General features: G+C 57.1%; 12 protein-coding genes. 1 reads left to right on the forward strand and 11 read right to left on the reverse strand.

All coding sequences use genetic code 11. The features are described from left to right. Positions 1 to 109 precede the first annotated feature (109 nt). From FE784_RS03665 to FE784_RS03680, 4 genes are all read right to left on the reverse strand, one after another. A complete protein-coding gene (locus tag FE784_RS03665; RefSeq protein ID WP_139600780.1) occupies positions 110 to 1,135 on the reverse strand; it encodes a LacI family DNA-binding transcriptional regulator in 1,026 nt (341 codons plus the stop codon). A gap of 119 nt (positions 1,136 to 1,254) precedes the next feature. Continuing rightward, entirely contained in the window at positions 1,255 to 2,226 is a 972-nt protein-coding gene (locus tag FE784_RS03670; protein WP_139600781.1) for an ROK family protein, read from the reverse strand. Between the two features lie 35 nt (positions 2,227 to 2,261). Beyond that, positions 2,262 to 3,560: a Gfo/Idh/MocA family protein gene (locus FE784_RS03675; RefSeq protein WP_139600782.1), complete on the reverse strand. Its 1,299-nt coding sequence runs from the start codon at positions 3,558 to 3,560 to the stop codon at positions 2,262 to 2,264. 276 nt (positions 3,561 to 3,836) lie between these two features. Further along, the gene (locus FE784_RS03680; RefSeq protein ID WP_139600783.1) at positions 3,837 to 4,391 is read right to left on the reverse strand and encodes a superoxide dismutase family protein; all 555 of its coding nucleotides are present in this window, start codon (positions 4,389 to 4,391) and stop codon (positions 3,837 to 3,839) included. Between the two features lie 187 nt (positions 4,392 to 4,578). On the opposite strand from FE784_RS03680, the gene FE784_RS03685 reads away from it, so the two are divergent. After that, the gene (locus FE784_RS03685; protein WP_139600784.1) at positions 4,579 to 5,631 is read left to right on the forward strand and encodes a YheC/YheD family endospore coat-associated protein; all 1,053 of its coding nucleotides are present in this window, start codon (positions 4,579 to 4,581) and stop codon (positions 5,629 to 5,631) included. Between the two features lie 67 nt (positions 5,632 to 5,698). On the opposite strand, the gene FE784_RS03690 is transcribed toward FE784_RS03685, so the two are convergent. The 7 genes from FE784_RS03690 to FE784_RS03720 form a co-directional block, all read right to left on the reverse strand. Then, a complete protein-coding gene (locus FE784_RS03690) occupies positions 5,699 to 6,496 on the reverse strand; it encodes a YheC/YheD family protein (protein WP_246131892.1) in 798 nt (265 codons plus the stop codon). A gap of 200 nt (positions 6,497 to 6,696) precedes the next feature. Continuing rightward, positions 6,697 to 8,475: a peptidoglycan D,D-transpeptidase FtsI family protein gene (locus FE784_RS03695; protein ID WP_139600785.1), complete on the reverse strand. Its 1,779-nt coding sequence runs from the start codon at positions 8,473 to 8,475 to the stop codon at positions 6,697 to 6,699. Positions 8,476 to 9,128: 653 nt separating this feature from the next. Then, positions 9,129 to 10,469: a peptidase U32 family protein gene (locus tag FE784_RS03700; protein WP_139600965.1), complete on the reverse strand. Its 1,341-nt coding sequence runs from the start codon at positions 10,467 to 10,469 to the stop codon at positions 9,129 to 9,131. 17 nt (positions 10,470 to 10,486) lie between these two features. Next, complete coding sequence (locus FE784_RS03705; protein WP_139600786.1) at positions 10,487 to 11,449, reverse strand: peptidase U32 family protein; 963 nt, start codon at positions 11,447 to 11,449, stop codon at positions 10,487 to 10,489. An 8-nt stretch (positions 11,450 to 11,457) separates the two neighbouring features. Continuing rightward, positions 11,458 to 12,510, reverse strand: coding sequence for an endolytic transglycosylase MltG (mltG, locus tag FE784_RS03710; RefSeq protein WP_139600787.1), 1,053 nt, complete (start codon positions 12,508 to 12,510; stop codon positions 11,458 to 11,460). A 147-nt stretch (positions 12,511 to 12,657) separates the two neighbouring features. Next, on the reverse strand, positions 12,658 to 12,978 hold the full coding sequence (locus tag FE784_RS03715; protein WP_139600788.1) for a DUF1292 domain-containing protein: 321 nt from the start codon (positions 12,976 to 12,978) through the stop codon (positions 12,658 to 12,660). Further along, positions 12,975 to 13,295, reverse strand: coding sequence for a DUF1292 domain-containing protein (locus tag FE784_RS03720; protein WP_139600789.1), 321 nt, complete (start codon positions 13,293 to 13,295; stop codon positions 12,975 to 12,977). The genes FE784_RS03715 and FE784_RS03720 overlap by 4 nt, the downstream gene beginning before the upstream one ends. Between the last annotated feature and the right edge of the window lies 1 nt (position 13,296).

Here is a 13,296-nt window from a genome sequence, read left to right on the forward strand (position 1 = left end):
GCTTTGCAGTCGTAGCTTTGCAATCGCAGCCGTTCAACGCAACTGCAAATAACAGCTGTCACGACAACAAACAAGCTCCCGGAACCGAATGTCCGGGAGCTTGTCCTATTTACCGCAAATCCGCAACCGATTCGCGCTCCAGCAGCTTCGGCTGGAGCATGACGCCCGCTTCCGGCTTCTTGCCGTCGATCAGCACGTCCAGCAGCATGTTGCAGGCCAGCCTGCCCATCTCGTAGGTCGGCTGCAGCACCGTCGTAAGCGGCGGGGTCATCATCTGTCCGAAGTCGATGCCGTCGAAGCCCATCACCGATATATCGCCCGGCACTTTGACGCCTTGCGTAGACAATTCGTTGACGACGCCGAACGCCATCATATCGTTGCAGGCAAAAATCGCCGTCGGCCGGACCCCTCTCTCCATCAACCGGCGGGTCTGGTCCTTGCCGTTCTCGAACTCGTACGTGCCGCTGTACGTTTCGTTGCCGCCTTCCTGCACGATCGGCTCAAAGCCCGCCTCCTGCATCGCCGTCAAATAGCCTTCGTGAATACTGATGCGGCTCGGCCGGTCCAGCGGCGCGGTCACATAGGCGATCCTTTCATGGCCTTTGCCGATCAGATGACGGGTAGCGATGTAGCCGCCTTTGCGGTAATCGAAATCGACCTGGCTGACATCCTCCATCTCCATCTTCTGATCGAACGCCACCACGTTCAAGCCCATGTCGATAAAATGCTTCAGCTGCTTCTTGTCGCTCGAAATCGACGATATGACGAGACCGCGCACCTGCTTCTCGAACATCGCCTGAATATATTTGTCTTCCAGCACCGGGTCCTGGAACGAGTTGCACAGCAGAACCTGATAATTGTTTTTGCGGGCGATTTCTTCGACGCCGAGAATGATGGAGGAATAGAACAAGTTCGTGATCGTCGGGATGACAACCCCGATCGTCATGCTCGTCTTCGTCTTCAGCTGCTTGCCCAGCAAATTCGGAACGTAATTCGTTTCTTTGGCAATGCGCAAAATTTTGGAGCGCAGCTCCGGACTGACGGGGTAGCTGCTGTTGCTCAGCACCCGCGACACGGTAGCCGACGATACATTGGCCATCTTGGCAATATCGTGAATCGTTAACGACTTTTTCATCTAAACGCCTCAATTTCCGGGAAATCGTTTACTATAATTAAAACGGTTTTATTTCGTTCCGTCAAGTCGCATCGCACCCGCGAAGGTGACAGGAATCCGACAATGCTGCCGCCGATCCGTCACGCTTCGAGAACATTCAAGGCTACGGACAAACCGGCCAGATCGCCTACCTGCTCGCCCAGTCCGGCCGGCACGATCCGGCAAGCTTCCACGGAAATCGACAGCGCCTCGTTTCGCAGCTCCTCCAGCGCGATCGGCTCCAGGATAGAGCGTTGACGGCCATATATGCTGCCGATGACGATCATCTCGGGATTCAGCAAGTCGACCAGCAAGGCAAGTCCTCTGCCGAGCTTGCGGCCGACCGTACGGTAAATGTGCAAAGCAAGGTCGTCTCCCCGTTCGGCCGCTTCGCCTACCGATTTCGCGGTTATGGCGTCCAGCTGCTCCAGGCCGGTGCAAAAAGATGGCGCACTACCGCTGCGGATCGCCTTCTCCGCTTCCGTCCGCGCCAGTCCGGCAATGCCTCCTCCGCTGCAGAAGCCTTCGAACGACCCGGCTTTGCCGAAGCCGATCGGTCCGTCCTCGGCCAACCGAATATGACCGACCTCGCCGGCCATATCGTTCGTGCCCGTGTACAGCCGTCCGTCCAATATAAGCCCGGCCCCCATGCCGGTTCCGAACGTAAGAAAGACCATGTTGCGCGTCCCCCGGCCGGCACCCCATTTCCATTCCGCCAATGCGCAAGCGTTCGCGTCGTTTTGCAGCGCCACCGGAACGCCGAATGAGTCGCGAAGCGGCGTCACGCAATCGATCCGGTCCCATAGCGGCAAATTGGGCGGCGATAAAATAAGCCCGGACTTGCTGTTCAGAGGCCCGCCGCAGCTAATGCCGATCGCGCCGATCGTTTCGCCCCGCCGTTCGTCCGCAAGCAGCCGTTCCATCGTCTCGCCAATGCGGTCAATCGCTGCCTCAGGCGTCGGCGGGGTCGGAAATTGCATCTTTTGGATAACCTCTATGTTGCCGTCCCGTGCTTGTCCGATCGAAATCGCGCATTTCGTTCCTCCGATATCGACACCACCCAGCAAAGTCATCCGCATCCCTCCTGCAAATCAAGCTTATTGATCCCTTACAACGTCTCCAGCGCCACGAGTTTCCTGCTCTCCATCGAACGGTCTGCGGCGAAGCCGATCAAGTGGCCGTATATCGATTCCTCCAGCGCGGTAGAGGAGATGGAAGGCTTTTCTCCGCGTACGACCCGAACGAAATCTTCGACCAGCCGCAAATCGCCGCCGCCATGCATGTCCTTCGATACGTTAAGCTCGATCCGCTCCTCGGTGTATTCGTGCCCCGCACGCGGGTCCGGCCGGCGGACGACGAAGTATCCGTCCTCCATGACCCCTTGTATTTCTCCAAACGTCCCGATCAAGTGAATGGAGCGGCACGGCTTCGACGTCCCTCCGGTCATATTATGGGAAGCGGTTGACCCGTCCTCGAATTCTACGACGACCGATTGGTGATCGACCACATCATTGTCGCATTTCCAGACGCAGCGTCCGTACGGATTATCCGTGCGCAACGATTCGATCCTTTCCTCCATGGACGGAACGACGCCCAGATGATAGTCCGGCCACAAGTACGGCGCCCATAGCTTCTGCTCCAAATAATGCTTCTTGGCGGAATAATTGCACGATTCCTCTATGGCGCAGTCCAGACAACGCTCGCCCGCGCCGAGGGGAGCTTTCTCGGCCCGGAAATAGCTGCGTCCGCCGAAGCTGCTTACCGTTGTCGGAGCGATGCCCCCTTTCATCCATGCGAGCAGGTCCAGATCGTGGCAGCATTTCGACATGAGCATGGACGATCCGCCCGTTTCCTTGCTTCTCCACTTGCCGCGGACGAAGCCCATCGCCATATGGTGGTAGCTGACATTCTCCGCCGTCTGCAGGCTCATAATGTCGCCGATTTCGCCGGCTGCCACGCGACGGCGTACTTCCGCATAAAACGGAGCATATCGCAACACGTGGCAAATCATCACTTTGCGCCCGTTCCGGCGCGCGCTGGCGAGTAGCTCGAGCACTTCGCTTTGCCCGGTGCCGATCGGCTTTTCCAGCAGCACGTCATAGCCGGCATCCAGCAGCGGCAGCGAAGTCGGCACATGCTGAGCGTCCATCGTTCCATTAATGGCCGTATCGGCAATTTTCCCGCTTCTGCTTATGAGCTCCTCCACGTCGACGTAGGACGCCTCGTCCGTTAATCCGAACATGTCGGCCGTCCGCCTCCGCCTGGTCGGATCCGGGTCTACGATGCCTACGATCTGCAGCTCGTCCGGATGCCTTTTCGCGTAAGAGGCATAAATAATCGCCCTATGACCGGCTCCGACGATAATCGCGGTTACCGGTCCTGATTTCGATGGCGATACAGCGGTCATAATACATCCCTCCAGGAAATACGATGATAGCGCTTCCTAACTGGAGTGTATCATAATTTGCCAGATAAAGTGGAGACTACGTCGAATTATTCGGAACCGACCAAATAACCTCGCAAAGTGGGGCGTCTGCTCCGATAATTATCCTGGTACCTTTGCGGGACCCGAGACATATAAATTCTGACCAAAAAGACCGCCCCACGGGACGGTCTCGACCATTGAACGGAATCATCCGGACAAGTTGAAGCTGGAGCTCTACGGCCGTAATTACGCAGCCGATCAGCGAATGACGCCGCAAGCGATGCGAGTGCCGGAATTGCCTGCCGGGTCGGTCATGCCGTCATCGGCCTTCTCGTGGATCACGATGGCGGTGCCGCCCTCCTTGCGAAGCGAGTTCGGCTTTCCTTTCGCAAGCGTCACTCCGCTTGCCAGCCAATCCGCCTTGGCGGCTCCGTCGGCGCCGACCGTCACATTCGGCAAATCACCGGCATGCGGTCCTTCCATGCTGAGCAGTCCGTGCTTTTTGCCCTGAGGATTCAAATGGGGACCGGCGCTCGTAAAATCGGGCGCATCGCATTTTCCCGTGTCGTGAAAATGAAAGCCGTGTACTCCCTGCGGGATGCCCGTCACATCCAAACGCACCCGTACGCCACCGGCCTCCTGAGTAAACGTAGCCCCTCCGATCGGCTTCCCTTCGGCGTTCACGACGGTAGCGCGAACCATGGACTCCGTGGATTCGGCTGCGGCCGGTCCCGAGACCGGCTTCGAATCGCAACCCGTAGCAGCGAGCATCAGCAGCCCGAGCGAAAGCAAACCGTACTGTTTTCCATTCATGCTGTTAACCTCCCGAATGTTGGTGTTCGTGTTGGCCATACGTTACACCATTGTTCACGTTTCGGGGAAGCCTTAAACGCGCACCGCCCGATTGCAGCGGGGCCGCTGCACCAACAATACGGGCCGGCATATGCTGAATGGATGACATTTACAATCTGCACGCATTCGACATTTCGGGTGATACGGTATGAAAACGAATCTGTTAGGCATTATGACCCAACGAATCGGCACCCCCGGCCGCTTCATGCGGCACGCGCGCGCAGCCGTTTCCGCCGGCTTCTCCGGCGTCTTGTTGTTCGCGCCGGGCGGTGTCCGGTTGACAAGCAAACGAATTGAAGGATTTGTTTACGTGTCCGGCTCGCGCTGGAGAAAAACCTCGAGCGTGTATCCGACCGTAGCGATCGACATCGGCTATTACACGAAACGCGAAACCGTGCACCAGTCGATCCGGATCAAAAACTCGACGCCTATCCGTTTTACCGGCTTCGCCTCCGGAAACAAATGGACCATCCAGCAGCATCTGCTCGCATCGCCTGTCATTAGGCCGCACCTGCTGCCGACCAAGCCGATGAAGACGACGGAAGACGCATTCGCCTTCGCGCGCGAGCACGGTACGATTATGATCAAGCCGATAAACGGCAAAGGCGGAAAAGGCATTATGAAGCTGAGCCGTGCGGACGACGGCTGGACACTGCGTCGAAACGGCAGGGCGGTCCTCTCCGGCAACGAGCGCAACGTCCGTTCCGTATTGCGGAAGGCTGCGGCAGGCGGAAGCTACTTGCTGCAACGATGGATCGACATCCGCAACCCGGAAGGCCGCGTGTTCGATATTCGCTCGCTCGTACAGAAGAACGGAAGCGGCGAATGGGTGACGACCGGAACCGCGGTTCGCGAGGGGCCTCCGAACAGCATTACGTCCAACATTTGCGGCGGCGGCCGCGCCTGTGATACGAGGGCGTATTTGCAGGGCATTTTCGAGCCGGACAAGGTAGACGAACTGATGGATCGGCTTGGCGAGCTGTCCCGTCATATTCCTCCTCATCTGGAAGCCGATTATGGCAAACGGTTTACCGAATTCGGCCTGGACTTCGCCGTCGATCGGTCGGGCGAGCTGTGGCTGCTGGAAGCGAATATCAAGCCGGGCAAATCGGTTATCCGCAAAGTGTACGGAGAAGATGCCGCCAGGAGGAGCTTCCTGCTCCCGTATCAGTACGCGCGCCACTTGGCTACACATTCTTAAACCGCAATGGATCGCCGGTCTGATTCCCGGCGATCCATTGCGGTTCAACGCGTTACAAGAGATTCGATTAGTGCGGTCTCGTATTGACTTCGAAAATCCACAACCGTCCGGAGCGGTCGAAGCCGTAATCGAAGCCAAGCTCCCCGATACCCGGAAAATGCTTCTCCAATAAATGAGTGCTGATGCGGGTCACATTGCGCATTTCATTTTTTTTGCGCCTGACGAGCGAGCCTGACAGCGAACGCCTGATGCCTTCCGCCGAGGATAGCATCGTCCCGCCGCGGCACAAGTTCGTGACGAACATGCCTGGATTCGCCAGCCTGCCTACCATGGACCGCGTAACCCATCTGCTGTTTACCTTCACGACTTTGACCCGGTAATCGATCGGACGTCCCCGTATGGTAGCCAGATGAATTCCTCTTTGCACGAGATAAGACCGTTTCCGCTTGATGGCCTTTACCGCAGCCAGCATGCCGCCGAAGCTGCGGTATCGGGTTGCTTTGCGGCGATGGCGGATCGTATACGAGGAACCCGATTTGATGACCATAATGACGCCCGAGCCACCCGTGCCGACGACCGGTTTCATGACGACTTTCCCGTATCTGGCCAACATGGCGGACAAATTATCTGGAGTGAAGATGCGGGTTTCCGGAATATGCTGGGCGACTCTCCCGTCTTGTCGCAGAACGGACGTTTTCACCCATTTGCTTGCGACCTGACGCGATATTCTCGCTTTCTCCTCGACGTCCGGCGGATGCGCGGAAGCCGCCGTTACGGCGGGCTCCTCGATAACGGCTGCAGCCGTCTCGGGCTCGGACGATGCGATTTTCGCTTCCATTCCCTCCTCTTGCAGCGTTTGTTCCATCAATATCCCTCCTCAAACGTTTCTGACGAAGCCATCCCGTTCGATGTCGCCAAAGCCTTCGTTAGCGGAAGCCAAGCTTTACCGAATGTCGAATGCGGCAATAATCGTGACGCATAAGCTATACATGTGCGGATAACGATATATCGTATGCCGGGCCGGGGACATCTTCCTGTTCGTTTGCCCCCGGGCATATGCCGCTTCTACTGTGCGGCCAGCGCATTCATAATATCGCGGAATGCGGCTAACGAACGGTTCGGACCGTTCTCCGGCTCGTTCTCGGCTACGACGGCAACCGCATATTGGGGACGCTCGACCGGTCCGTAGCCTACGAACCATTGATGAACGGCAGCCCGTCCCCCGACGGTCGTTTCCGCGGTTCCTGACTTCCCCGCCAACTTCCATTTAGCCTGCTGAAGCGGCTTGCCCGTACCGGTCCTCACCACCTCCTGCATCCATTTCCCGATCTCGTGCGATGTACGGGAGGAAATGCCATCTTGGCTTGAGGATAAGACGTGCACGGGAAATGACTGGGCTACCGTATTGGATCGGTATCGGACGTCCCGGACGATGCGCGGGCTGAACACTTCCCCGCCGTGCAGCAGCGTTACGACGAGGTTTGCCGCCTGAAGCGGAGAAACGAGCACATCCCGTTGTCCGATAGCCGTTTGAACGCGAATGCCCTCATCCTCGGAAGGCAGCCTCCCGGCAAAAATTTGCCCCCGCTCCTCGCCGTCCAATTGGCTCCAAGCTTGTCCGCCGGAGTTTTCCTCCGTCCAACCGACCTGCCGGTCCAGACCGAGCTTGTGGGCAATCTCCTGCAGCTTTTCGCCGCTTAGGCGCTGCATCACTTTCGCGAACACGACGTTGCACGACTGAGCGAACGCCTGCTCGAGCGTAATCGTTCCGTGTCCTCCGTGCAGCCAGCAAGTAAAGCCGTATTTGCCGAATGTGCCGTTGCACTCGAACGTCTCGTCGGGCTTGACGATCCCTTCCTCCAGAGCGGCGGCGGCGACGGCGGTTTTAAACACGGAGCCGGGAGCGATAGCTTTGATCGCTTTATTCCCCCAATCGCCATTATCCGGCAGGATGCGATACGGGTCGAAATCGGGTTTGCTGACCATCGCCAGCACATCGGCGTTCTCCGCATCCAGAACGACGGCCGCTCCTGACGCGATGCCCGCCTGATCCAATATGCGCTCGACCTTCCTCTGCACGTTCAAATCGAGCGTTGTCTGCACCCGCAGCGGGTAATACGGGTTGCCCGGACTGACCAGCCGCACGTCGAGGCCTGACAAAGGACGGTTGTTCCCGTCCGTGAACAAGCTGACCGATGTTTTGCCGACGCCTTGCAAATACGGCTCCATCGTTTTCTCCAGTCCGGCCGCCCCGATCCGGCTGGTCAGCGATAAGCTGCCCCGCGACAGCTGCTTGGCGAATCGGGACTCGATCCGCTGCGGATTTTGCCCGATAAACCCGATGGCATGCTTGGCAGCCGCATTGGCGGGGTAGCGGCGTACCGTCTCCATAACCTCCGCGCCGGGGACAGCGAGCTGAACGATACGACGCGCCTGGTCGGCATTAAGCGGGATTGGAAGCCCGGTTCCGGGCTCGGTCCACATTTTCGGAACATTCGCATTGGCGTAAAAATCGTTCCAGCTCTTTTCCTCCGCACCCAAAATACGGGCGATCTGACGCATCCCGCCGTCTTTGTCCGCTGCGCTCCGTTTAACGGGAAACAGCACCAGCGCCCGTACCGTTTCCCCGGTTATCGGCAAGCCGTTGCGGTCGTAAAATTGCCCGCGGCCGCTGTCCAGCTCGATCCCCTGCTCGCGCTGCCCGACCGAGTTGCCGATCAGATCGATTTCCCGGCGCGAAAAGCTGCCCGAATCGATTATCTGTATCCACGCCAGACGCCCCAGCAGAACGGATAACATCAGCGTCATGGCAAGCAAACCGAACCATATTCTGCGCTTCTTCATAGGCTTATTCCTCTTTCGTCCTGTCCTTGTCGTCTTCTACCAGTATCGACAAAGAGGGGAACGGGCAAACGGAACCTATTTGCCGAGGACGGGATAAGCGACGCTTTTCTGAAGCATTGCCGCTTCATTCGTCACCCGAGTGGTTAGACAGGTCCCGGCAGCTGTTCGGGTTTTAAAAAAGTAATAACGGAACATACGTACGCTATTGGTCCGTATACCACTGCAAACCGCACAATAACGGAATAATATTCCGCTATGAAATGGTTTTAAACCTTGTTCTTCCCGATAATCGGGTATAACGGAGCGAAGTTCCGCTATTTTCGGAATAGCCGTGTAAATCGGGACGATAGCGGAAAACCGTTCCGTTAATTTCGAATTCGCTGCAGTCTGCGAAGAAAAGCTTCAGATCGAAACCCGATCGATGACGTGCATCCGAGCTTAAGAGTCATCTGTGGGGCCCCGAAGAGCGGCATGTTTGTCCGTAACGTTATAAAAACCGTCCGTCAGCGTATTTCAAGGGTGAGCGACCGCGATTCAGCGGTTGTTTTCCCGGTAATGAAAGTCTCATATCGCTTTCCTGGTTTAGCGAAGGTAACTTTCGCGCAAAAAAAAGGGCGGACATTCGTCCCCCCTCCAACGTCGTAGCTATGCGATTACTTCTTCCGCCCGACCTGCTTGCGCATCATGTCCATCGCCTTGACCGGCTGCTCGACCTTGAACCTCACGAGCTGCAGCGGATGGCGCGCGGCGTCCAGCACGTTGCCCTCTTCGTCGGTCAGCTCGCCGACTCTCTGCTTGAACAACGTTCCGCCCGGACCGAAAAACTCGACTTCCTGGCCCGGCTTGAAATGATTGCGCTGCTGAACGGTCGCTACCCCCGTCGATTCGTCATAACCGACGACAAGTCCGGCGAAGTCGTAGTCGATCCGCTTGTCCTCCGGACCGAAAATATGATCCTCGTGGTCCGGAGCGTCGAAGAAAAAGCCGGTATTCAGCGGCCGGTTCGCCGCCTTGTATATTTCCCGCAGCCATTCTTGCTTCAGCTCATACCCTTCGGGATCGGCATAGTAAGCGTCGATCGCCTGACGATACGCGTTTACGACCGTGGCTACATAGTGGATGCTCTTCATCCGGCCTTCGATTTTGAAGCTCTCCACGCCGGAACGGATCATCTCGGGGATATGCTCGATCATGCACAAATCTTTGGCGCTCATCATGAACGGATCTTCCCCCTGGAACAGCGGAATCCCAGTCATACCATCCTTGAACTTTTTCGGCGGCCGGTCCGATGGCGCTTCCCGCTCCGTCACGATCTGCTCGAGCTCAACGTCGCCGTCCTCGAACAGGTCGTACTTCCAACGGCATGATTGGCAGCAGCCGCCACGGTTCGAATCGCGGTCGGTGAAATGGTTGGACAGCACGCATCGGCCGGAGTAGGAGCTGCACATCGCGCCATGGATGAACGTCTCGATCTCGATGTCGACGTTCCGCTTGATCTCGAGAATCTCCTCCATCGTAGCCTCCCGGCCCAGCACGACCCGATGGACATCCTCTTCCTTCCAAAACTGCACGGCTTGCCAGTTGACGGTCGATTGCTGCGTGCTTAGATGGATTTCCAGCTTCGGCGCGGCCCGCTTGCACGTCTCGATAATCGCCGGGTCGGCAACGATGATCGCCGCGATACCGGCGTCCTGCAAATTGCGCAAATAGTCCTCGATCCCGGCGACATCCTCGTTATGCGCATAGATGTTGGCCGCCACGAACACTTTGGCGCCGTACCGGTCCGCGAACTCGACAGCCTCGCGCATTTCCTCGAACGTGAAGTTGTCGGCATTCGAGCGCAGCCCGTATTTTTGCCCGCCTATATAGACGGCATCCGCGCCGTAATGGATCGCGAATTTCAGCTTTTCCAAGCTTCCTCCGGGAGCGAGCAGCTCCGGTTTTTGTCCCGGCCTCAGCTTCGTATGAACGGCTTGTTCCAGCGTATTGCCCATCATGATCCCGCCCCCTGTCAGTATACTTGCTCCTTGTAGTAAAAGCCGAAGGACAGCTCCCGATCCGGGTCCTGCAGCTCGCGAATCGGCTCTAGCCACGCCTCGTCGAAGACGTAGCCCCCGGGATCGGCCTTATAGGCATCGATCGCTTTCCGGTAGCAGCGGACGACCGTCTCCTTGTATTCGAGCGTCTTGAGCAGCCCTTCGATCCGGAAGCTGTCGATGCCGGCCTCTATAAGCTCGTGCAAGCTTTCCAGCATGCACATGTCGTCCCCGCTCATTACGTGCGTTCCGTTCGTGTCCTCGTAAATGGGATATTTCTCGTCCTTGCGCTCCTCTTCGATCAGAAACAGCTTGCGGTCCGCATCGAGACGTTCGCCTTGCGCCGATTGTCCCTGATGCTTCCAATAATTCGTCAGCAGCGTCCGCTTCGAATGATAAATGTTCGTCATGCCGTGCACCTGCACCTGCACTTCGGCCTGCACGTGCCGTTTGATTTCGGCCACCTCGTCCATATTGAGCTCCCGGGCGAGAAAGACGCGCGTCGCGCCTTTGCCGACCCAATAGTTGGCGGTCACGTAGTTCGTCGACGTCATTTCGGCGTTCCAATGGAGCGGCAGCTTGACGCCGGCCTGCCTCATGGCGATCAATACCGCCGGATCGCCGAACACGACGGCATCCGCGCCAGCATCCGCGATGAGCCTCAAGTAGTCGGGCAGCTCGGGAAGCACCTCGTTATGCAAAATACCGTTGCATACGACATACGCCTTTGCCCCTTTGTCATGTGCAAAACGAATCGCTTCCCCGATCCGCTCCTGCGGAATATTTCCCGTCAGCCGCATCCCGAAACGGTCGTCCCCGATATAAAACGCATCGGCTCCGGCATTCGCCAGTCGCCCGATTTCCTCGATCGAGCCGGCGCCGATCAGCAGCTCGGGCTTGCGGCAGCCCGCTTGTTCTCGTGTTGCAAACTCGCTCATTGCGGTTGTCACCTCTTCTTGCTATCCGCTATATTTTTCAAATGCTGGTCGTACGTCTCCGCAAACGTATGCTTCTGCGTCCCGTCGCTTTTCGTGACATAGAACAAAAACTTCGTCTCCACGGGGTACAACGCGGCCTGGATCGATTTCAGACTGGGGCTTGCGATCGGTCCCGGAGGAAGTCCGGCGATTTTATAAGTGTTATAAGGACTGTCTACAAGCAAATCTTTCTCGAACAGCCGTTCCTTAGGCTTGTCCAGCATATATTGAACGGTCGCGTCGATTTGCAGCTTCATGCCGATTTTGATCCGGTTGTAGATGACGCTGGCCACTATGGCCCGTTCCTCGTCGTCGACCACCTCGCGCTCGATCAGAGAGGCGACGGTCATCATCTGGTGAAAGGTCAAGCCCGTTTGCTTCAGCTTGTCCGGCCAATCCGCCGGCAGCCCCGCAAGCTTCTTGTCCAGCTCGGTTACCATGCGCAGCACCATGTCCTTCGTCGTGCTGTCGGTCTTGAGCTCGTACGTCTCGGGAAACAAATACCCTTCCAGCCGATGCCTCAGCCCGGGATCGTCCGGAATGTCGCCCACCCATTTGACCGATGCGAACTCCTGCAAGCTATTCGTCAGGTCGAGAAACGTTTGACGGTCGAAGCCCTGCCGTCCTTCCAGCCTGTCGGCGATTTGCAGCACCGTATAGCCTTCCGGAATCGTAAAGCGGAGCGCCTCCTGCCTGACCGTATCGCCCTCGTTCATTTTCCCGATAATCTCGTCCAGCTCCATGCCGGGTTTCATTACGTATTCGCCGGCTTGAAATCGGCCGCCTTCCTTTTTATAAATCAAATAATAGCGAAATACTTTCGCGTCGCGGATCAGCCCGTTCTTCTCGAGCAGCTTGGCGATTTGTCCCGACCCCATCCCGGGCGGAACGGTTATCCGCACTTCGTTATCCGCCGCCTCGGTCGGCTTCAGCGCATAAGCGACATACATCGCCGTCCCCGCCCCGGCCAATACCAGGGCAAGCAGGACGATTGCCAGCGTGATGAATGCGATTCGTTTCAATCTGCTTCCTCTCCCATGTCGTTTCGAGGTTCGTTCCGCGGCAGCTTTCCCCGGCAGGCCGGACCGGAATACGAAAAAAAGAGCGGTCCGTGAGCCGCCCGTAGTCGCTATCTCGTATCCGGCCGGACCGGGTGGGTGCCACCCGGATTAAGGCCGATCCTGAATGGGAAACGACATTTCGTCGTATATTTCCGAAACCGTCTCCCATTCGTCGTCGTCTTCGATCGTTTCCAGCTCGGGCTCGCCATCGCCGGAAACGGAAATTTTAAAGATAGCAACTTCCTTTTCTTTCTTCAGCTCATCCGTTTGGAGAACCGCGTAATCGTTTCCGTTGTGCCGGAACTCGGCCAAAATCCGGTACGCTACCGATTCATCCTGCTCGTCGAACAGTACTATTTCGTTCCCGTAGGCTTCGCGCAGCGTGCGTATCGCCTCCGCTTGGTTCCATCCCTCTTGACCGTCGCTCATGCCTTATCCCCGAGCTCCGACTCCGCGACGAGCGTATTGAACGTTTCTTCCACTTCGTTCCACTCTTCTTCGTTGTCGATCGTATACAGCTGAAGGTCGTCGCCGTCTTCCTCGTACCGGAACGCGTATACTTCGTCCGTCTCCTCGTCTTCCTCGTCCACCTCGACCGGTACGACCATCATGTACTTGTTGCCGGCGAATTGTCCGGATTCGACTTCGAATTTCATGATGACTTCGAATTCTTCCTCGTTGCCTTCTTCATCCGGAATATAAATGATTTCCGGCTCTTCCAGGTTCAACTCTTCTTCCTTCGACATG

It is taken from the genome of Paenibacillus hemerocallicola, assembly GCF_006265175.1.
In the GTDB taxonomy this organism is placed as follows: Bacteria; Bacillota; Bacilli; order Paenibacillales; family NBRC-103111; genus Paenibacillus_AB; species Paenibacillus_AB hemerocallicola.